Origin of the sequence: Solibacillus sp. FSL H8-0538 (assembly GCF_038003525.1) — a bacterium.
Classification (GTDB): domain Bacteria; phylum Bacillota; class Bacilli; order Bacillales_A; family Planococcaceae; genus JBBOPI01.
Map to the genome: position 1 here is coordinate 411,877 of NZ_JBBOPI010000001.1, position 21,527 is coordinate 433,403.

General features: G+C 36.7%; 16 protein-coding genes. 12 read left to right on the forward strand and 4 right to left on the reverse strand.

Annotation, left to right across the window (positions count from 1 at the left end; genetic code table 11):
* Positions 1-185: 185 nt before the first annotated feature.
* Complete coding sequence (locus MHH87_RS01940) at positions 186-1,415, reverse strand: DNA cytosine methyltransferase (RefSeq protein WP_340747647.1); 1,230 nt, start codon at positions 1,413-1,415, stop codon at positions 186-188.
* A gap of 175 nt (positions 1,416-1,590) precedes the next feature.
* Positions 1,591-2,082, reverse strand: a complete 492-nt coding sequence (locus MHH87_RS01945) for a hypothetical protein (protein ID WP_340747648.1) — start codon at positions 2,080-2,082, stop codon at positions 1,591-1,593.
* 278 nt (positions 2,083-2,360) lie between these two features.
* Here MHH87_RS01945 and MHH87_RS01950 point away from each other — a divergent pair, with 278 nt between their 5' ends.
* Together MHH87_RS01950 and MHH87_RS01955 are read left to right on the forward strand one after the other, a co-directional pair.
* The gene (locus MHH87_RS01950; RefSeq protein ID WP_340747649.1) at positions 2,361-3,434 is read left to right on the forward strand and encodes a DNA cytosine methyltransferase; all 1,074 of its coding nucleotides are present in this window, start codon (positions 2,361-2,363) and stop codon (positions 3,432-3,434) included.
* Positions 3,434-4,654 carry a DNA cytosine methyltransferase gene (locus tag MHH87_RS01955; protein ID WP_340747650.1) on the forward strand — a complete coding sequence of 407 codons (1,221 nt, stop codon included), beginning with the start codon at positions 3,434-3,436 and terminating at the stop codon, positions 4,652-4,654. Before MHH87_RS01950 ends, MHH87_RS01955 begins: the two co-directional genes overlap by 1 nt.
* Before the next feature lie 74 nt (positions 4,655-4,728).
* Here the strand turns inward: MHH87_RS01955 and MHH87_RS01960 are convergent, their stop codons facing one another.
* On the reverse strand, positions 4,729-5,706 hold the full coding sequence (locus tag MHH87_RS01960; RefSeq protein WP_340747651.1) for an HNH endonuclease: 978 nt from the start codon (positions 5,704-5,706) through the stop codon (positions 4,729-4,731).
* 117 nt (positions 5,707-5,823) lie between these two features.
* Between MHH87_RS01960 and MHH87_RS01965 the strand changes: the two genes are divergently transcribed.
* The 10 genes from MHH87_RS01965 (at position 5,824) to MHH87_RS02010 (ending at position 20,685) form a co-directional block, all read left to right on the forward strand.
* Complete coding sequence (locus MHH87_RS01965; RefSeq protein WP_340747652.1) at positions 5,824-7,242, forward strand: ATP-binding protein; 1,419 nt, start codon at positions 5,824-5,826, stop codon at positions 7,240-7,242.
* Entirely contained in the window at positions 7,239-9,992 is a 2,754-nt protein-coding gene (locus tag MHH87_RS01970) for a Z1 domain-containing protein (protein ID WP_340747653.1), read from the forward strand. Before MHH87_RS01965 ends, MHH87_RS01970 begins: the two co-directional genes overlap by 4 nt.
* On the forward strand, positions 9,985-10,914 hold the full coding sequence (locus MHH87_RS01975) for a PD-(D/E)XK motif protein (RefSeq protein WP_340747654.1): 930 nt from the start codon (positions 9,985-9,987) through the stop codon (positions 10,912-10,914). Before MHH87_RS01970 ends, MHH87_RS01975 begins: the two co-directional genes overlap by 8 nt.
* Before the next feature lie 14 nt (positions 10,915-10,928).
* Positions 10,929-12,974 carry an AIPR family protein gene (locus MHH87_RS01980; protein ID WP_340747655.1) on the forward strand — a complete coding sequence of 682 codons (2,046 nt, stop codon included), beginning with the start codon at positions 10,929-10,931 and terminating at the stop codon, positions 12,972-12,974.
* Between the two features lie 69 nt (positions 12,975-13,043).
* Positions 13,044-14,858 (forward strand): AAA family ATPase, encoded by a 1,815-nt coding sequence (locus MHH87_RS01985; protein WP_340747656.1) that lies wholly within the window; start codon positions 13,044-13,046, stop codon positions 14,856-14,858.
* Entirely contained in the window at positions 14,830-16,716 is a 1,887-nt protein-coding gene (locus tag MHH87_RS01990) for a restriction endonuclease-like protein (RefSeq protein WP_340747657.1), read from the forward strand. The genes MHH87_RS01985 and MHH87_RS01990 overlap by 29 nt, the downstream gene beginning before the upstream one ends.
* Before the next feature lie 107 nt (positions 16,717-16,823).
* Complete coding sequence (locus MHH87_RS01995) at positions 16,824-17,000, forward strand: hypothetical protein (RefSeq protein ID WP_340747658.1); 177 nt, start codon at positions 16,824-16,826, stop codon at positions 16,998-17,000.
* 296 nt (positions 17,001-17,296) lie between these two features.
* The gene (locus MHH87_RS02000; protein ID WP_340747659.1) at positions 17,297-18,175 is read left to right on the forward strand and encodes a hypothetical protein; all 879 of its coding nucleotides are present in this window, start codon (positions 17,297-17,299) and stop codon (positions 18,173-18,175) included.
* Between the two features lie 102 nt (positions 18,176-18,277).
* Positions 18,278-19,624, forward strand: a complete 1,347-nt coding sequence (locus MHH87_RS02005; RefSeq protein ID WP_340747660.1) for a M20/M25/M40 family metallo-hydrolase — start codon at positions 18,278-18,280, stop codon at positions 19,622-19,624.
* Between the two features lie 29 nt (positions 19,625-19,653).
* Positions 19,654-20,685, forward strand: coding sequence for an AbrB family transcriptional regulator (locus MHH87_RS02010; protein WP_340747661.1), 1,032 nt, complete (start codon positions 19,654-19,656; stop codon positions 20,683-20,685).
* A 40-nt stretch (positions 20,686-20,725) separates the two neighbouring features.
* Here MHH87_RS02010 and MHH87_RS02015 read toward each other — a convergent pair whose 3' ends face one another.
* On the reverse strand, positions 20,726-21,394 hold the full coding sequence (locus tag MHH87_RS02015; protein WP_340747662.1) for a vWA domain-containing protein: 669 nt from the start codon (positions 21,392-21,394) through the stop codon (positions 20,726-20,728).
* Between the last annotated feature and the right edge of the window lie 133 nt (positions 21,395-21,527).

Consider the following 21,527-nt stretch of genomic DNA (forward strand, 5'->3'; position numbering starts at 1 on the left):
TCAATCTATATATTTTTTGTATGTAATGAAATTGCTAGTTATTTCATTAGTAACTTCCATTATACTGGTATCCTGTTTTTGGCATTAAGGAGTTCTAGGTGAGTCTAGTATTGTATGGGGAAAGAAGAGAGGGGATGGAATGAAATGAAAAAACAAAGCCTCTGGGTAGGGGCTTTGCTTTGTTACTAAAACAAATTCAACTTCTGTGTGTTTTCAATTTGTCTTGCTTGAATCGCATTAACAGCCCATTCCGCAATCGGTGTGGCTACTGCTTTTGCAAGTAACACGGTAACGGCATTGCCGATTTGTTTGTATTGCTTATCTAGACGGTTATTTTCTTGCACGCTCATATTTCCGCCATCACTGAATTCATACCAATCCGGGAACGTTTGGATACGGGCAATTTCTTTTACAGACAGGCGGCGATGATTTTCTGCCCCATCTGGGAAAATCCATTGATCCTTGTCCACTTTTTGCATTGGCAGTCCAGCTGGATATAGGGGAGCCTGACGCCCGGATGCTTGAATCGTAAAACTTTGTTCATCCCAACATTTTTTACGGTTACGGGACATATAAATACTTGAATACGAACCAGTAAAGTAAGGACCTGGCGCCTCTTCTAAATCACCGATCGCATCACGTAGCGTAACAAATGGAAATAATGCAGTGCCATGCGTCGGCTTCGGATACTTATATTTAAAGGATAAATCATTGCGAACACCAACGATAAAAACACGTTCGCGCAGTTGAGGAACGCCGTAATCCCGACTATTCAATAGCTTATATTGAACGCTATATCCAGCAGCTGCAAAGTCCTTCGTAATTTGACGAATCACTTGACCCTTACCAAGCGTCAGCATACCCTTCACATTTTCGGCAACAAACACAGCTGGCTTTGCTTGTGTAATGCAGCGAATAAAATGGATATACAGGAAGTTACGCTCATCATCAACTAAACGGGGGCCCGCCTCACTAAATCCAGGACATGGAAACCCACCAACGACTAAATCCGCTTTGGGAAAGTTTCGCACTTTGCGAATATCAATGCCATGCTGAAAATTATGATTAGGGAAGTTGCGGCTATACGATTCATTCGCCTCGACAAATAAATCATTCGTATAAATCGTATGGAAAATACTTTGCCCACGCACCTCATCGAATGCTTCCTTAGATTGAAATGCCTCCATCGCTGCTTCTTCACCAATAACCGCAGCTAGACCGGCAAGCTCGAAGCCCAAGTCTAGCCCCCCACAGCCGGTAAAGAGGCTTATTACATTAAACTTTTCTGGCATTCCCAATATATTTCTATTGTCCTCGAGTCGTATGATTTTACGGTTATGTTCATTCTCTATTTTCTTGTGTAATATATCCCGAATACTTGAATGTTCATCATATATTTCTTTTGTCCGTACCATGTTGAATGCACCTTCTATTGTAGATTAGTCGGTACATTCTAGCACGGAATATGGGGGGAAGTCGGCCAGTTGAAAGGGCCAATATTAGGTGTGTATGGATAGTAAAATGGCCACTTTAAGGCAGTAATAAGAGAATATTCTCAAATAAAGTATGACTCTTTAAATGATATTAAAATTACTTGGACACGGAAAAGTCCACGAAATATACACTATCTGACAAAAGAGATATGCTTATATAATCACGCCCGTAAGCATCTAAGTCAGCCTTTCTAACAGTAGCTGTAGGAGAAAGCCCTAGTCTTTTTCTAATATATACACCTATTAAATTTTTATTTTGAAAAGTTGAGATCTGCTTAGGATAATCAGTTCCTCTAAACGATTGGGAACCTTCAAATAGAGCTTCCATTCGTGTACCATCATCCCAAACCAGTTCTACTGGGTGATTTTGTATTTGTAGTCTTCCAATTGAAGTACTTAAATCCATACTTACTTGTTTTGGAGGAAACAATTTTGGATGATTTTTAATATGTGATTTTCTAATAGGAATGTATGTATCACCTGGATTTGTATTCCCTTTACTATTACCCCAATTCAATCCGCTTTTACTTTGTACCTCATTTGTTTTAGGGTCATATAATTCCAAATTACATTGATTTATAAGTATCAATAGAATCTTCCTCCTTCTAAATTATATAAATAAAATTTACCATAATTTATATAAATAGGTCATTGTATTACTCTATTAATTCACTATTAAAACTAAAAATGCAAGTATAAAACTAATTGTTTGTTAAGCCATGAGTAGAAGTATAAAATTATATAAATATGTTAGAAATTTTTGATTGAGGATATGTTAAAATTTTAACCTGTGGATATAAATTTAACATACGTTTATATAGAGAAAAATAACTAAATATATTTAGAATTAATTGGAGTGGAGTAACATTGAGTAACAAAAAACCGACTGTCATAGATATGTTCTGTGGCTGCGGAGGACTTTCTAGAGGTTTTATGGATGCAGGATATGAAGTTTTGCTTGGAATAGATAATAATGATCATGCTTTAAAAACATTTAAAGAAAATCATGGTGATGCAGTTGCCATGAATGGAGATCTTTTTCAAGGATCAACAATTTTACAGATGGCAGATCTAACTAATAATAAAAATGTTGATTTAATTATCGGAGGACCACCATGCCAAGGCTTTTCACTTACAGGTAAGCGTGAAGAGAATGACGAAAGAAACTCGTTGTTTCAAGCAATGGTTAACGCCGTAGCATTTTTTCAACCAAAAGCTTTTGTGTTAGAAAATGTGCCGGGTCTTGGGACTTTATATAAAGGAAAAGCTAAGGAAGAAATCTATAAGGAATTTTCAAAACTAGGCTATACTATTACGGATAAAATTTTATTTGCGCCAGATTATGGAGTGCCGCAAATAAGAAAACGTTTATTCTTTGTAGGATTAAAAAATGGAGAAGTGTTTGAGTTTCCGGAACCCTTAGTAACTTCAGATAAATATGTTGGATGTGAAGCAGCTATAGGAGATTTACATGACTTTACAGATGATTTGGGATCAGATATTGCGGAGTATAAGAAACCTGCTACAACACCGTATCAAAAGAAAATGAGAAATAATACGGATAAATTATTCAATCATGTTGGTACAAAACATACTGATCTTGTAATAGATGTAATTTCACAAGTACCTGAAGGTGGAAATCACAAAGATTTACCCCCAGGTGTTGGCGAGAGTCGTAAATTTAATGAAGCTTGGACACGTTACCATAGTCAAAAACCTTCAAAAACAATAGATACAGGACATAGAAATCACTTTCATTATAAATATCACAGAGTACCATCTGTTCGTGAAAATGCTCGTCTACAGTCATTTCCAGACGATTTTGTATTCTATGGGAATAAGACACAACAATATAAACAGGTCGGAAATGCAGTGCCCCCATTATTAGGCTACGTATTAGGCAAACAGCTAGAGAAGTATTTAACAGATGGTGAGAACTGATGAAGACATATAATTTTATTGATATTTTTGCTGGTTGTGGGGGACTTTCAGAAGGGTTTAAGAAGAATGGTGCATTTAATATGCTTGCGGCTGTAGAATGGGAGAAACCACAAGTTGAAAATTTAATTAACCGTTTATCTACAAAATGGGGGTATTCTGATGCCACAGAAAAAGTAATGCGTTTTGATATTCAACGCACTGAGGAACTTTTCAACGGATGGGACAATGACCACGAGTATGGAGCACATAATGGTTTAGATAAACTTGTAGGTGAAAGAACAGTGGATTTAATTATTGGTGGGCCGCCATGTCAAGCTTACTCAATGGCAGGACGAATTCGCGATAATAAAGGTATGAGAGAAGACTATAGGAACTATTTATTTGAAAGTTATTTGTCAGTAGTTCGACGTTATCAGCCTAAACTATTTGTTTTTGAGAATGTACCTGGAATGCTAAGCGCTAGACCAGGTGGACAGCAATATGTTACAGATCTTATAAGAAAAGATATTGAAGCATCAGGGTACAGTATTATTAATGATTTAAAAGGATTTGCACAATTAGACTTATCTGAGTATGGTGTACCTCAAAAGAGAAAACGAGTAATTATTATTGGATTAAGAAATGATTTATTTCTTAATGCGCAAGAAGTTTTGGAAGAATTTTATAAAGTAGGTTTACCAAAATATAAAGAACAAACAAAGACAGTGAAAGATGCAATAAAAGATTTACCTAAGCTGTATCCTCTAACGAAAATAACAAAAGTAAAGGGTAAAAAGTACTCGCATACAATTCATAATAATGAGGGCGTATACAATCACATTCCTAGATATCATAGTGAGCGAGATATTGAAATATTTCAGTTATTAACTTTGGATATTGAAAAAGGTGAGTATAAATATACTTCAAGTGAAGAGTTAAAAAAACTTTATACCCAAATGACAGGTAAAGTGTCTAATGTGCATAAGTATCATGTGCTTAGATGGGAGAATCCGAGTAACACGATCCCAGCCCATTTGTATAAGGATGGACTAAGACATATCCATCCTGACTCAAATCAAGCCCGTAGTATTACAGTTAGAGAAGCGGCCAGATTACAAACATTTGATGATGATTATGAGTTTATTTCAAGTGCAGGAGATAACTATAAAATGATTGGGAATGCGGTTCCGCCTAGATTTTCAGAGAAATTAGCGGAAGCGTTAATTCCTATTTTAAATTAATTAGTAAAAGGCTAGAGGAAATTATTCAAATTTCCTTTAGCCCTTTTTTATGTGAATATTTCTTGGAATAAAATCTATAGTCTTCCAGAGGATAAAAATAGACCATAAACATTTTCACGATGATATTTAATATTGGATTTATCGGGCTTAAAAAAATCATTTTCAGGTGTTTTAATTTTTACACCATTTAGAGAAGTTAAATACTCGTTCTCAACCTTTTCATGTACCATAATAGTAAATTCATCACTTAGTGTGAAAAATCCTTTGTCAAAGGCCCAGTGAATATCTCTACTCAATGGAATTCCATTGTTAGGTATATAGGATCCACCATGACTTTTAGGTCTAATATGTGCTGTTTCTAAGTTATTAAAAGCTCCATATTTTATAACGTTTCCAGTAATAGCACAAACCCCTCCATAACCAGTCATAACAAAATCTCTAAATGATATAGCATTAAACAAATCTTCTAGATTATTTGATGATTCTTGAGCTTTCTTTGCGACGGTATTATCAATAACGGGACTTAAATTTCCGTTTTTTAGGAATGAGTTAATTTTTTTGTCAGTTTCACTCAACTGTTCTTCGTGTATGGCATGTTCTCCTCGAATATTGGATTGAGTAATAATGTCGCAATATTTGTTATATAATGGATCATTTGCCTTTACTAAATCCAAAAAAAATACGGACTGAATGCCTTCTTCAACAGGAATTTCCTCTTTTTTTAAAATTACAATATCATTACTAGAAAATAGGTATAAATTGTCTTCTAATGCGTTATTCAAATATATTCTGTACTCATTACGAGTACCATCATGATATGCATCATTATGATATATATAATTGCAATAAATTTTTGCTGGTCTACTTAAGTAAAGTGGAACTATAGGTAAAAGAAATGAATCATTTTTAACGGTTTTTGAGAGATACGGAAAAAAAGAAAGTACATTTTCATTCTTAGAAATATAAATATATCTACCTCTTGATGGTATAGGTTTAGATGGAGTAACGCTACCTAATTCTTGATGCCCAAGTTTTTTTAAATAATAAGTCATAGAAATTTCCACTCCTATAATAATTCAAATATATTATATTATTAAATTATACTATACAATTAGCCTAAAGATATTTCTTTAATTTAGTAATAATATAAATTTTGTAGGTGAATATGTATGGAAGTTGAAATTGTGAATCCAGTTGTAGGTAACTTTATTAAGTCATTGCGAGATATAGGTTATATTTTTGAAGTTGCGGTAGCGGATATATTAGACAACAGTATTACTGCTGGGGCGGAGAACATCAAAATTTTGTGTTTGCCGGAACCAGAAATAAATTTCTCAATACTAGATGATGGTTGGGGCATGGAGGAAGAAGATCTAATAAATGCGATGCGATTAGCGACGCATGATCCAGACAGAACTCGAGATCCGAATGATCTAGGTAAGTTTGGTTTAGGGTTAAAAACTGCATCTTTTTCACAATGTCGAAAACTTACTGTGTTATCTAAAAGGAATGAGACTATCTCTATTAAACAGTGGGATTTGGATTATATTTCTGAGAAGAATGAGTGGTTATTAATAACTCCTGAAGTTGAGGTTTTTGAAAATCACCCACTATTTTCTGAATTTAAAAATTTGGAATATGGCACATTAGTAATCTGGGAGAACATAGATTCGTTCAAAGCAGAAGATATCCCTGTACGTGTCGAAGAATTACATCATCATCTTTCATTGGTATTCCATTATTTTTTAGAGGGTAAAGTTCCAAAACGCAAACGTCTTAATATATTCATTAATGGGGCAAATGTAGAGGCCTTTAATCCATTTAATCCAAATCATAAAGCAACGCAAGAATTTCAAGAAGAAAAAATTTACTTCAATAACTATAAAATAAATATTCAGCCATATATCCTGCCACATCACTCTAAGTTATCTCAGAAGGAATTTGATCGTTATGCTACTGCAGAAGGATATACAAAATCACAGGGATTTTATCTTTATCGTGGATATCGATTATTGATTTATGGTACTTGGTGGGGGCTGCATAAGATGAATGATACCCACAGGCTAGTAAGAATAAAAATTGAGATTCCGTCGAATAAAGATTCTGAATGGGGAATTGATATAAAAAAATCTACTGCCCGTCCAGTACCAGAGCTACGAAAAGATTTAAAAAGAATTATTCAACAGGTTACTACTAAAGGTTCTAGGCCCTATACAGGTCGAGGAAAACGAATGACTACAAGTAGTACTATTCATTTCTGGGACCAAATAGCAGATAACGATCAAATTCGATTTGTTATCAACGAAAAACATCCACTTTTAGATCAGCTACAAGTTGATTTAAATGAGCAACAACAAAATCTTTTAAAAATCTTTTTGAAAAGTTTAGAAGGTTACTTGCCAATTGATACGATTGTGGCACAGATTCATGCTAATCCCCATAAGGTGAAACAAGAGGCAACAATTGAAGAAATTGATTTGAGCCAATTGGTTCAAAACTTGAAAGCAAAGGGGCTTAGTAAAGAAGAAATTCAAGAACTATTAAGTACAGAAATTTTCAGTGGTGAGAATGCGGGGTTGCTTAAATGAAGGTAAACGAAACCTATCAAGGTATATATAGAGCTATTGTTAATGTATTACAGCATAAAAAAGGTGCGCTTGAATCGGATGAAATAAGTAACAGTATCCGTAAATGGAGAGATAATGTTGAGAAATTTGGATGGGATTTTTTAAATGCATTTGGTATAGATGACATAACGCCACTTGATGAAAAAGATTGGAGGGCTTTACAGGAAGAATTAGAATCAAATTTCATTGTGCGAATTGAAAAAGGCATTTTAGTTCAAAGTAAAGAGTCACGCAATCGAGATTTGACATGGTGGAGTGGTAAAAAGAAATTAGTGAATGAAAACTACTATTTCAATAATTATCAAACTTATATGCAAAATAGTTTACCTAAAAATGTATTGGATATAACAGATGAAGACACAGCTGTAGTAATGAATAATCTAGCAGATCCAGAAGGAAATCCATTTTCGATTAAGGGGATGGTTGTAGGTCATGTACAGTCCGGCAAAACAGGAAATTACGCTGCTCTAATTTGTAAAGCAGCAGACGCTGGATACCGATTTATTGTGGTCATAGCGGGTGGGCAAAATAATTTACGTGACCAAACACAGAAAAGGTTACAGGAATCTTTTATTGGAGTAAATGCCAAAGGTGTAGGAAGTTTAGCTGGATTTAGACCTGATAAAATGCCAGATTGTTTAACTAGTGAAACCAGTGATTTCAAAAAAGAAATTGCTCAGGGACGTCAAACTACAAATTTTGAAAATATGCAATTACCCATATTAGTTGTGATTAAAAAGCATACAAAAACACTTGATAGATTATTAGAGTGGCTAGATAAGTATCCAAATCAGATTGATAAGCCAATGCTAGTTATTGATGACGAATCGGACTATGCATCAATTAATACTAAGGATGAAAATAATCCTACTGTAATTAACAAAAAGATTCGTTTATTATTACGAAAGTTTACGAAAAGTGCATATGTGGCATATACAGCAACACCATTTGCTAATATTTTTATCGATCATGCAGCTAAAAGTGAACAATTTGGGGATGATTTATTCCCACGGGATTTTATTTATGCTTTAAGTCCGCCAGATAACTACTTTGGGGCACAGGTAATTTTTAATGAAGAAGATAGTGAAGACAGTGAAGAAATTAAAAGTAAATATGTAGTTCATGTGCCAAATGATGAAGTTATATTAGATTTAGACTTTGATAAAGAAGAACAATCCTATGAAGAAGCACTTGCATTGAATGCTAGTTTTTTAATTCGACATAAATCTGATTACATTGTAGAAGAATTACCACCTTCTTTATTAGAAGCGGTACGGGTGTTCGTCTTAAACGTAGGGATTCGTAATTTAAGAGGTCAATTTAAACATAATAGTATGCTTATCCATATTACAAGATTCACTAGCATCCATATGGATATTAAATCTTTAGTAAAGGAATATCATGACAATCTGAAGCGAGCTTTAAAGACATACGGTAAACTTCCAATTGATATGCATCGAAGCAAAAGTATTTTGGATATAAAAGATACTTTCAATAAAGTTTTGGGAGATATTGAATTTTCTTTTGAGGAAGTATTATTGAGTGTTTGTGATTCAATCGAAAGTATTCAGGTCATTGATGTTCATCAAAAAATGAAATTACCCCTACAATACAGAGATGATAGTCAAACTAATGCAATTGTAATAGGCGGATTAAGTTTAGCAAGAGGATTCACATTAGAAGGATTAAGTGTTAGTTATTTCCTTCGTACAACAATATATTATGATACTTTAATGCAAATGGGACGTTGGTTTGGTTATAGAATGGGCTACCAAGATTTATGCAGAGTGTATATGACAGAAAGTATGCATCGGAATTTCGCTCATATTAATAATGCAACTAAAGATTTAATGAAAAAGTTAAAAGTTATGGAGTACGAAAAACGTACACCAGAGGAATTTGGATTAGCTGTCCAAACACATCCAGATAGTATTTTACAGGTCACAGCTCGTAATAAATCTAAGTTTACAGAAGAAATGTATTTAAGTATGGATTTAAAAGGCCAACTTAAAGAAACTCGTTATATTAGTAATAAAGAAAAAGACATTACAATAAATGAAGAGTTAGCTAAAAAATTTATAGGAAACTTATATAATAATCTTGAATATGAGAGAAAAACTGCCGGATTAGTTTGGCGTGAAGTCAATAATGAATTAATTGAGCAATTTATAAGACAGTATAAATTCTATGCACAGGATTTATTAGGATTACGAACGAGGTTCCCGATTGCATTTATTCGAGAGTTTATAAATGATTATGAAGGTAAATGGGATATTGTAATTAATAATGGTGAATGTGAAGAAATCGAAATTGAGGATGGCATTAAGATTGGTGTTAATAGACAAAAAAGGACAGTCGATTTAGTAGAAGGTTGTTTTAAAACTAAAAAAAGTCAATTAGCACGGGGTAACGCAGAGTCAATTATGTTTGATAATGATTTAAAAAAAGAGAAACCAGAGAAAATGCGTGAAAATCTAAATAATCCTTTGTTGTTTGTTCACTTTTTAACTTTAAATGTAGAGGATAAAATTACAAAAAAAATATTGACTAAGGATGTTATTGGATTAAGTTTTAGCTTCAATAATGATGGCGCATTAAATACAGATTTAGTTAAAGTAAAAATTAATAGTGTTTACATAAAACAAATAGAAGATGCGATAAAAAATGTTGATTTTGATGAAGAATATGATGAGGTGTATGAAGATGAGTAATCCATGGGAGAAACTAACACCATTGACACAAAATCGTGTTAAAAATATTCATCAACATGTGATTCATTGGGTTGCTGATGCTAATAATAGAGTGGGTTTAATGATCCAGTGTAAAGAAAGTTCGTTCACAGAAGATCACCTTATTAAGTTAAAAGGTATTCAAGTAGAATTGGATAAAACAAGCTCACCTAATAAATTAATATTAATTTTGAATGATAAAAGTGATTTGGAAATCTTTGAAGTGCTATGTAAAGACTTGATTTCTGTTGCAGCGGCTAATGAAAATGATCAAGATATGATTTCGAAAATGGCACAAAGACTATTACGTTGGAAAAAGCTGCTACAACAAGATTTGAAAAATTCTTTCTCGCCTCAAAAGCAAATGGGGTTATTTGGAGAGCTGACTTTTATACAAACGGTTTTAAAAGATAAAATAGGTTTAGAAGAATCTATTAAAAATTGGAATGGACCAAAATTCGAGAAACAAGATTTTGTTTTAGAAAATTCAGCTGCTGAGGTAAAAACTTATAAAACATCGAATGAAAAAGTAGTTGAAATTTCTTCAAAAGAGCAACTATATACACCCAAAGAAAACTTATTTTTAGCCGCATTTTCTTTATCAGAAAATAGAGCAGGATATACAGTAAAAGATCTTGTGAATGATATTTCTGAGAATGCGAAAGATCCATTAATACAAGAACTGTTTATGAATAAAATAGAAGCATATGGTTTTTTCCCAGAGTTAGTCAAAGAACCATTGATTAGTTTTATAGTTGATGATTCAACCTATTATAAAATTGAATCAGAGTTTCCTAGAATTATTCCTGGAGATTTGTCTCAAGGAATTCAGCGCTTAAAATATACAATTGATTTAACATCTTGTAACGCTTTTGAAGTTGAAAAAGAGGAAATGGAATTTTGATTAGGGGGTAAATCATGTTTACAATAAAGGATTTCCATCAAGATTTTTTACAATCTATTTTGTCAGATACAGAAAGCCGAGGATTATTAAAACCTCAATCATTTTTCGAACTTTTTTGTCAAGACTTAGTAGATGTCGGAGATTTGTCAAAAAATTATACAGCGGCATCCTATTACAAAACTGGAGTAGAAGTTTATGGCTATGATTATGATGAAGAACGTAAATTATTTACACTAATTAACTTTCAGTTTTTCCAATCAGATGAAATAACTACCCTAAATAGACAACAAATACAAACAAAGTTTAATAGATTAAAAAAATTTATAGTTGAAGTGAAAAACGGTCTTCATTTAGATTTAGAAGAAACATCAGATGGTTATGAATTAGCCTTTAAACTGTTCCATGAACTAAAAGCTGGGCATATAGAAAAGTTTCGATTAATGGTTTTGACAGATGGAAATGTTACAAGAACTATTTCTGAAATACCATCAGAATCTATTGATGATATAGGATATGATTACCGAGTTATAGATATTAATTATTTATATAAAATTTATGCTTCTCAAATGGACGGTGCTTCATATGAGATTGACACAAAAATTCCATGTTTGCCAATTAACAATGATTCGGATGATTATCAAGCCTATTTATCAATATTAAATGGTGAACAATTATATGAAATCTACGATGAATACGGCCAAAAGTTATTAGAACAAAATGTAAGGACATTCCTGCAATTTAAGGGCGGAGTTAACAAGGGAATTAAAAATACAATTGAAAACAGACCAGAGTTATTTTTTGCATATAACAATGGAATTACAGCAACGGCAACATCGGTAGAATATGAAAATGGTTTTATTACTAAGTTAGTTGATTTTCAAATTGTTAATGGTGGTCAAACTACTTCTGCTATATACGCTGCCAAAAAGAATTCTAAATTGGATATTTCAAAGGTAAAAGTACAAATGAAATTATCTGTGGTTAAGGAGATTGAAAATAAAGGTCAGTTTGTTTCAAAAGTATCTGAGTATGCAAATACACAAAATAAGGTCAACAAATCGGATTTCTTTTCTAATAGTCCTTTCCATAAAGAAATGAAAGACTATTCAAAACGTATTTGGGCTGCCGCAAGTGGTGGGTCTCAATTAAGAACACACTGGTATTATGAGCGCGTGCGTGGAGAATATTTAAATGAACAGGCATATTTAACAACAGCTAAAAAGAAACAGTTTGTAATTGAACATCCTAAAAAACAGCTAATTGATAAAACATTACTAGCTAAAAGTGAAAATACATGGTTAAAGAAACCTTGGATTGTTTCTAAAGGTGCACAGTATAGTTTCGCAGAGTTTGCTGAACAAACTACGGAGAAATTAGAAAAAGATGCTTTAGCTATTACAGAAAGCTATTTTAAAGAATCAATAGCACGTATTATTTTATTTAAAGCTACTGAAAATATAATTTCTAAAGCAGATTGGTATGAAAATGCTTATCGTGCGCAAACAGTTACTTATGCAATAGCTTATTTGGCGCATCTATGTGAAAATCAAAAACTATATCTTAACTTCCTTAAAATTTGGGAAGAGCAAATAATCTCTACAGAGTTAATAGAAATTATGAAGGCTATAACAAGAGAAGTTTATGAACTTTTAATGGACCCACCTGGTGGATTTAAAAACGTAGGTGAATGGTGTAAAAAAGAGCAATGTTGGCATGTTGTAAAAAATGCTGATATGGATATTGTATTGCCAAAGAAACTCGTAAATACAAAACAAGAAACTCAATATGTCCAAAGAGAAGAAAGAGAGACTAAAAAAGTAGATAAAGGTATCGAACTTCAAACTTTTGTAGTAACTATGAATTTTGAAAACTGGATGGATTTATTTGCTTATTATAGTAGACCTGAGAATAGAAGAGACCTTTCAGTAACACAAAGGGACATTTTGATGAAATATACAGAAGGAAAAATTGCATTTCCATCTGAAAAACAATGCAAAATATTATATGATGTGTATCAAAAAGCCAGTGAAGTTGGTTGGGAACCAGGAATAAGAGTGTGAAAATAAAGCTGCTAAAATATTTGGCGGCTTTTTAATTTATATTATAGATGGCTAGAAAGGGGGATCTAAATGCGGAAAAAAGCATTTGCAGACTGGTTAACCAGTATTGGGTTATCTACAGTAACTATAGGAAATTATCTCAGAGGTATAAGGTACACGGAGGAAAAATTTTCTCATTTAAGTGTTGATGGATATTTGAATGTATACGAATTAAATGATGCGGCAAAATTAGATAGAATCCTTCAAAACGAAAGTTTTAGAGATTATGATAAAAAAGGCAACCGTATGTGTAGTTCCGGTCTAAAAAAATACCAAGAATTTTTAATAAGCACAAACTTATCGAATAGTGAGGAAGGAATTATGCCGAGTAACTTGGAAGATGTAGTCCTTATCAAAATAAATAAATCATACAAAGCAAATATGACACCAGAAGAATTATATAAAGCAACAAGTGTTAGCTGGGTAGCATCTTTCGAAAAGACAGATAAGCGTGATATCAAACATTATTGTGCAATTTATCAAAATAAAATTATTGAAGTATACGATTTTTTAGGATCGGAAGAAGAAATTCCAAAGAGAACGCCTTCACGTTTTATTTTACATGGAAATGTTGCTGACGAAAAAATTCGCCAGAAACTAATGTACCTAGATGTTAGTTCTATACATAAAGGTTCAGGTAATCCGATCAAATATACAAGTCTAGATACTTTACTACAACTAAAAGAAAATCCAGATGCTTTATTACCCAATCCAATGGAGGATGAAGATGAGTTTAATGAGGAAATATCAGTACAACAGATCCCTTCATCGGACCTAATCCCACACATTCACCAATACATCACTTCAAAAGGCTTCAACTATTCCCTATCCAACATCAAAAACCTCTACCTTTCCCTACGCAGCAAACCATTCGTCATCATTTCCGGTATTTCCGGGACGGGGAAGACGAAGATTGTGCAGTTGTTTGCGGAGAGCGTTGGGGCGACGGAGGAGAATGAGCAGTTTAAGTTGATTCCGGTGCGTCCGGATTGGAGTGATAGTTCGGAGTTGCTTGGGTATACGGATATTAAAGGGGAGTTTGTGGAAGGGCCGATGACAAAGTTGGTGAAGCATGCACTAGCCTATTCAGATCACCCACATTTCTTATTACTTGATGAGATGAATTTGGCACGTGTGGAATATTATTTCAGTGATGTACTGAGTATCATGGAAAGTCGTAGAAAAGTGGATGACGAATTTACTTCATCCACACTAATAGAACTTCAGGAAGGTGAGAAGTTAACTTTACCAGGCAATGTGTACATAATAGGTACTGTCAACATGGACGAGACAACGCATCCTTTTAGTAAAAAGGTGTTAGACCGTGCAAATACAATTGAATTCAATGAAATCAATTTATCGGATTTCGGCTTTTTAACAAGCGCAGAAAACGTCGAGCCTGTACAACTTGCAAATAGCTCACTACAAGCAGACTATATTCAGTTAAAAGATGCGATTGTAGGCCACGAAGACATTGTGCGGGAAGTATCCACAGAACTTGAAAAAATTAATGCTATTTTACAAGTTACAAATGCACAAGTAGGCTACCGCGTTCGCGATGAAATTTGTTTTTATATGATTCACAATCAAGAAGGAAGCTTGCTTGATAAAAATATTGCCTTGGATTTCTGTTATATGCAGAAAATTTTACCCCGTATTTCAGGTACTGGGGAAAGTGTTGAGAAAGTGCTAGCACAGTTGTACAAGTTCCTGACAGACCGGGAGTACTCGCGCGGGGAGTATATTGATTTTGACCGAGAGAACTATCCACAAAGCGTGAAAAAAGTAGTGGATATGTTAAGGAGGTTAAAGGAGGATGGCTTCACGTCTTTCTGGGTCTCGTAAAGATATTGAGCTAGTGGTCATTGAGCATGATGCATTTACACTCATCATGAAAGGGAAGCTTGATTATTCCAAGCATATTGCGCAGAGTGAGGATACGTTTATGCGTTTTCGTGCAAAAAGCGAGCAGCCTGTGCAGGTGAAGGTATATGATGCCCTGCAAGGTGAGCTTGTGGATTATGACGAGCAAAAGCTGTATCCGATTTTCTTTGAGAACGGCTATTATGAAGTCATTATTTTACCGAACAACAGTGAAAAGAAGCTGACGTTTTATCATGAATATGCACGTTTTCGGGATGCCATTAGCCCGCTTTCAAGAAGTGACATATTAACAGGTTATCTACATTTTCAAAATGAAGTCGGTTTGTCTGATTTTGAAATCCGTCAAGAAGGCAATATGTTGCTAGAAGTGCAAATGGAAGTATTTCCGACGAAGCTGGATTATCAGAAAGACTATAAAAATTTGATCGCTAGTGTGAATGAGGAAATTTATAATTTGGCCTATCATTTCATTAAGCGTACCTATATGCAGGGGAGCGTGGAGCTGTATAAAGATCCGTCCCCTAGTGAATTTTATCGTTTGATTACGACGCATTTTGGCACGTATTTACGAGCGGTGGGACAAGTGGAGCGGATGCCACATCATCAGCTTGTGACGCATTACGAGGAAGTGCGCGGTGATCGTTTGCGTAAGCAAGATAGCCACAGCCGTGCGTATTTGCGAAAACATGCACATAAAATGGTGGATGTTGCGCGTGGTATTCCAATTGGTGATCGAACAGTGATGCCAGTAAAAGGGCTCCTGGTAAAGAAGCAACATACCGCTGACACACTTGAAAATCGCTATGTGAAATTTACGATAGAGCGCATTGTTTCGAAGCTTGAAAATTTAAAGGCGTCGATTGCGAAATTTAAAGAGCGCCAAGATGATGACACGGACTTATTGGGTCGTTTAGATGACATGACGAAGAAACTACAGCACAAGTTAAAGCAACCTTTTTGGCGTGGGATTGGCAAGCTAGACCGTTCTGTAAGTAGCCTAGTGTTGCAACTGGGTGCTGGCTACCGCGATGTTTTCCAGGTTTACGTCACGATTTCTAAAAGCATTGTTCTACAAGGTGAGCTATATAAAATGTCCGTTAAAGATATTGCCACGCTTTATGAATACTGGACATTCCTGAAGCTTGGCCGCATTTTACAAGATAAATGTGATGCCGTTAGCCAAGATATTATTCAAGCTTCTACAGACGGTTTATTCGTGAATTTGCAAAAAGATCGTAGCGCACTGCGTACATACAAGCATCCGCAAACAGGTGAGCTTATTACACTCCGTTACCAATACAGTACGGGGAAAAGTGTGCCAACTGTTACGCAAAAACCAGATTCCATGCTCAGCATTGGCAAGCAAGGTAAAGATTATTTATTCCAGTATGTGTTCGACGCGAAATACCGTATTGAGGTAGAGGAAGGTAAAATGCCAGGCCCGAAGCTGGATGATATTAATACAATGCACCGTTACCGCGATTCGATCGTTATGGAGCGCAGAGGGTCTTATGAACGCACTGCTTTTGGAGCATATGTGTTATTTCCTTGGCATGAAGAAGAAACCTACCGTGAGCATTCTTTGTATAAAAGCATTCAATCCGTGAATATTGGCGGCTTACCGTTTTTACCAAATTCCACACAGTTAGTAGAAGAAATCATTGATGCTTTGTTGAATAAAACAGCTAACGAACTACAAGCTGAAGGTATTTTACCCATTGGAACAAAGTCGCACTTTAACTATGCCGAGCAGCCGGAGCAATTGATTTCAGAAGTAAAACCAGGTGTCGCAGCCGATTTAAAAGAAAATCAATTTTAACGAGCACAGCCTTTGGTGGTTTTGCTTTTTAATGTGGTTAGGTACGATGGGCTCAAAAAAAGGTAGTGGATTAATGGAAACAAATATTTATTACAATTGAACATGGCATGGTGCAATCCGTGTTTGGCGAAGAAGATGTGGGAATCGTTTTTTTTAATGCTGACGGAGGACATGAGGATGCATGTGTAGAGCTGACACAAGGTGAATATTATGTCGAGCGCTTTGAGGCAAAGAAACATGTTAACGAAACAAATGAAATACGTAAGGAACTCCGAGTGAAGTGAAAAAATTATTTATGAAAATCGCATCAGAACAAATACAAATGAAGCAATAGTTTTCATGACTTGCAAAATAAGGCGCTGTATTTTTTTCGCTAAAAACCCAAATTGACGAATTCCACATACAACTTATCCGTAAATATGTGTCAATGTCACTTAATTTCGAATAAGTTGTACCTCGATTTGGCTAATTGAGACAAATCGAGCAAAAAAATGACGATGAAATTTTGCATTGCTGATTTTATCGAGGTTATCGTAAACTAGTATTAACAAATATTCCCTACTCGAAAGGAGCTCGCTCAATGCCAACCAACTACACGCAGCTACAAATCCGCGACGCTAAAATGCAGATGGGGCGTGCGCAGCATCAGAAACGGCATAACCGATTAGCACAACGAGAAGCAGTACGGCGGATGCTACAGCAGGCAACGAAAGATGATCGGAATAATGCGGAAATGCTGTATCGCTATGGTTATTTTTTAATGTCGGAGGGTCGCTACTCCAAAGCAATTGGCCGTTTTGAGTTAGCGCTTGAGAAGAATGGCAAGCGCAACTGTACGTTCCCGCTGACTGAAGCACAACTATACAAAGCGCATATGTATATTGGCTATTGTGGTAGCCAGTTGTTGAAGCAGAGCTGGCAAAAAGTAAAGGAGCTTGACATCGAACAGGCCGCGATGAAGGAGTTAGAAATTGACGGAAAAGATATCGATGAAGTACTGCGTCAACTGGAAAATCACAGTGAATATTACTACGCTGTGGAAAACGGTGTGGATAAAATGATTTCGGCTGAGGAATATATTTCTCACAAGAGTGGTGTGAGCGAGCTGCTAGTTATCAGCTATGTTGAAGATGAACCATTCATGAAATACGGGATTGACGACCCGATTACTTTAACCGAACAACAAGCGGCATTTAGCAAGTTCCTCATGGAGCGCTTAGTGAGATGTGCGCAAGTGGATATTGACGAAATTAACTTAGAATTCAGTGAGCGCCCATGGGAAACGGTACGTAGAGCAAAGGACCGCCTAAATGACATTGTGAGCCGTTTTGAATCGTTGCGGGACCGAGAGTTGTTCATTATTCCACAAGGTAATTTCGAAAAAATATACCCGCAAGCCTTTGCACTCGGTAATATTCCGTACATCTACATCACCCGCAAGCCAAATTTTGCTGAATAATGCTATCACATCGCTAAGACGGAGCTGGTCTTAGCTTTTTTTTATAATTCTCTATACAAGCTGATTCATTCGCTTAGTAAACGTATAGGGGAGAGCGATCAAATGAGACCATATCAATTAAAGGACTTATTCACGCGTTTTGGATTTTTTGTGGGGGAACAAGATGGCAAGCTGCATTGCACAAGCTACACGAAGCATAATAAACAATTATTCTATGCGGTGATGGACGTACTGGGATGGCCAGATACGAATGCTACTATGACAGAAGAGGCATTTCTTCAAGTATTACGTCCGTTTTTTGCACATGTGGACCAAAGTTATGGTGCATTTGAAGAGCTGCATATTAACGGGCTGGATTTATACATGGTAGGGGTTGTTATGCAGTTAAATCGTCTCGGACTGCGAACAGCGCTTTGTTGTGAAGGGCATCAGGGGCGGTTGCCAAAGCTCTATTTCCATACAAAAGTGATGCAAAAGAAAGCGGCGGCGTTATTGAAAGTGTTTCGTATTCGCTTCGGTAATGATGAATTACTATTGCAAAAAGAAGGACTGCCACGTTTAGCACAGCGGTTGGCGGAGCTTTCACCAGAAGAAATCCCTTCTTTACTTTCACCACATTATTACGAAATGCCGCAGTCTGAATATGCAGAGATGCTAGAGGAATTGCTATCCATTGACGGGGTGAGCGGTGAGGAGCATGAAATTCGCGAGCATGTGTTGAATGAACTAAAACCGCTACTAAATGCGGTGAATGTGGATAACTACGGCAATGTATATGGCCAGCTAAAAGTGGGGAACGGGCCGGTTGTGCTAGTTAATGCGCATATGGATACGGTATACAATTTTGAGCCAGGTCGCGAAATAGTGAAGGACGGCGATGTGTGGACTTCGAGCGCGGGCATTTTGGGTGCAGATGACCGCGCAGGGATTGGTGCAGTGCTAGCGGCTATCAAAACGGTGAAGAGCAATCGTGATTTCCGCGGTACGCTAAAAGTGATTTTTACAGTAGAAGAGGAAAGTGGCTTACATGGCGCCCGAAATTCAAATGAACAGTTCACAAAGGATGTGGACATGGCATTTGTTGTAGATCGCCGTGGGAACAGCGATTTAGTAACATCGAATTGGGGCGGCGATTTTTGTACGGAGCATTTCGCAAATCGTCTACGAATGACAGGACGCGGCTTTTCAAGACAATATGATCGTCCGGAATGGCAAACGGTTGTAGGCGGCTCTAGCGACACAGTTATTTGGGCAGCGCGCGGCATTAACAGCATCAACATTTCAGCGGGCTATATGCACGAGCACACAGCAAATGAATCACTAAACATCACAGATAGCTACTACAGTTACTTGCTATTAGTTGAGCTTATTACCGCAAGTAGAAGCTTGCTCCCGAACCCAGCACGCCGTATTTCTAATAGCATTTCAAAAAGTGGTGTGCGAAAATAGAAATAAATGGTTTTGGAAGGGGATATCGCATGAAAAAATTTGTACCAATCATCACTGTATTTTTCATCGCATTAGCGGGCGCATTCCTTTTCTCATGGCTATCCCTACCAATTCCTTGGATGCTCGGACCATTGTTTGCGGTGTTAGTAAGTCAGTTTTTTGTAAAGTGGGAGCTCCACTGGCCACCGCTGTTTCGCAATGCTGGGCTAGTTGTTGTGGGAGTCGCAATCGGGCAGGCGTTTGATTTGGCATTATTTGATGGACTAGGGCTCCTTGTTGTGTTGATGGTTGGCGTGAATGTGGCGCTCATGCTGTTTTGTGTGGGGCTTGCGTGGGGGATGCATCGCTATAGCGGAATTAGTTTTAAGACGGCGCTTACGGCGAGTGTGCCAGGCGGGTTGTCTCAGCTTGTGTTGTTTGCAGAGGAGGAGGCGGATATTGATCTTGCTGTCGTCACGTTTTTCCATGTCGTGCGCATCATTGCAGTTGTTATGCTCATTCCGTTCCTCGTGTCGGGGCATGTTGTAACAGGCGGGGAGGTGGCAGTAGACGGCACGATTTGGCAGCTTGCGTTACTCGTTGCGGCCGCGGCTTGTAGTGTGTGGGTGGGAAAACGAATCCGGCTCCCAGTTGCACACTTTTTAACGCCAATTTTATTTGTCATGCTGCTACATATTGTAGGCGTACAAACACCAGTCATTCCAACGAGTTTATTGCACGAGGCACAGCTTTTAATCGGCGCATACATTGGGTTACTATTAAAGCCACCAATGCTCCGTTTACCAATGCGCGTACTAGTGGCTGGGGTGGCGAGTTCATTTGCAATGATTGTGATGGCCTATTTGAGCAGCGTTGTCATCGCGCATTTCCTAGAGCTATCCTTTGCGACAAGCTTTTTAAGCACAGCACCAGGAGGACTCGATCAAATGGGGCTGCTTGCTACGGCAGTAGGCGCAGATATTTCCGTTGTTACTGTGTTTCAATTGTTCCGGCTGTTATTTATTTTTTTAGTGGTACTTCCTGTATTGAAATATGTTTGTAAAAAACTATTATCCACATAAAAACACGATCTCTAAGGGAGGTCGTGTTTTGCGTACGGAATTATTTTAAAATACCAACTTTCTTCGCTTCAACGAGCCAGTCTGGAAATTCATTTAACAGCTGCTCATAAAGCGTTTCATCGGATACTTCCTCCAAATTATTAAGGTGGAAGAAGTTGGCGTTATCCACAACACGCCCCTCCATCGTATCTAATCGACGCAGCACATCGAAATTCGAATCCCCAATGCCGACAAACTGCCAAAAAATCGGCTGAGAAGAGGATTTCACAATAAATTTCTTAATCCCGGGCTTACATCCACCATCATTTATGAACACAATAAACGCAGGATCATCGCTCGGCTCTTCAATTAAATACTTTGTCAAAATATCTTTCATCACAAGCGGCTCATCATTTCGTCCAAATTTATGAATCGAATTATCCGATAAAATTGCTTTTTCAACATAGTTTGGAAAGCCCATTTCCGTTACTGGCGTAAGGCGAGAGAATTCATTATCATACACCCACACATCCAAAGCCCCGTCATCATCTAACTGACTTGCCACCGCCAAAATCCGCTCCACTGCCTGTTGTACAACCCCGTCCCGGTAAAGCTTTTTCATCGAACCCGAAATATCCAAAATGAGTGCCACCCGAGCCTTCACACCCGTCAACTTCTTCTTCTCGAGCACAATCTGCACAGCCTTCTTCTGCAATTCAATCGTCGCCATACAACCCCTCCTTATACTATTAAACTACTATAAATGTATATATTTGTAAAATTTAATAAATTGAAGTGTTTGGGGGGGGACTGAGAGTGTATGCGAACGCGCTGACATTCAACGAACGCACCAAGAATCCCCG

What these genes read in the sequence shown, in the direction of transcription:
- MHH87_RS01940 (WP_340747647.1), bottom strand. Translation starts at nt 1,415, where the DNA reads ATGGTACGGACAAAAGAAATATATGATGAACATTCAAGTATTCGGGAT.
- MHH87_RS01955 (WP_340747650.1), top strand. Translation starts at nt 3,434, where the DNA reads ATGAAGACATATAATTTTATTGATATTTTTGCTGGTTGTGGGGGACTT.
- MHH87_RS01960 (WP_340747651.1), bottom strand. Translation starts at nt 5,706, where the DNA reads ATGACTTATTATTTAAAAAAACTTGGGCATCAAGAATTAGGTAGCGTT.
- MHH87_RS01965 (WP_340747652.1), top strand. Translation starts at nt 5,824, where the DNA reads ATGGAAGTTGAAATTGTGAATCCAGTTGTAGGTAACTTTATTAAGTCA.
- MHH87_RS01970 (WP_340747653.1), top strand. Translation starts at nt 7,239, where the DNA reads ATGAAGGTAAACGAAACCTATCAAGGTATATATAGAGCTATTGTTAAT.
- MHH87_RS01975 (WP_340747654.1), top strand. Translation starts at nt 9,985, where the DNA reads ATGAGTAATCCATGGGAGAAACTAACACCATTGACACAAAATCGTGTT.
- MHH87_RS01980 (WP_340747655.1), top strand. Translation starts at nt 10,929, where the DNA reads ATGTTTACAATAAAGGATTTCCATCAAGATTTTTTACAATCTATTTTG.
- MHH87_RS01985 (WP_340747656.1), top strand. Translation starts at nt 13,044, where the DNA reads ATGCGGAAAAAAGCATTTGCAGACTGGTTAACCAGTATTGGGTTATCT.
- MHH87_RS01990 (WP_340747657.1), top strand. Translation starts at nt 14,830, where the DNA reads ATGGCTTCACGTCTTTCTGGGTCTCGTAAAGATATTGAGCTAGTGGTC.
- MHH87_RS01995 (WP_340747658.1), top strand. Translation starts at nt 16,824, where the DNA reads ATGGTGCAATCCGTGTTTGGCGAAGAAGATGTGGGAATCGTTTTTTTT.
- MHH87_RS02000 (WP_340747659.1), top strand. Translation starts at nt 17,297, where the DNA reads ATGCCAACCAACTACACGCAGCTACAAATCCGCGACGCTAAAATGCAG.
- MHH87_RS02005 (WP_340747660.1), top strand. Translation starts at nt 18,278, where the DNA reads ATGAGACCATATCAATTAAAGGACTTATTCACGCGTTTTGGATTTTTT.
- MHH87_RS02010 (WP_340747661.1), top strand. Translation starts at nt 19,654, where the DNA reads ATGAAAAAATTTGTACCAATCATCACTGTATTTTTCATCGCATTAGCG.
- MHH87_RS02015 (WP_340747662.1), bottom strand. Translation starts at nt 21,394, where the DNA reads ATGGCGACGATTGAATTGCAGAAGAAGGCTGTGCAGATTGTGCTCGAG.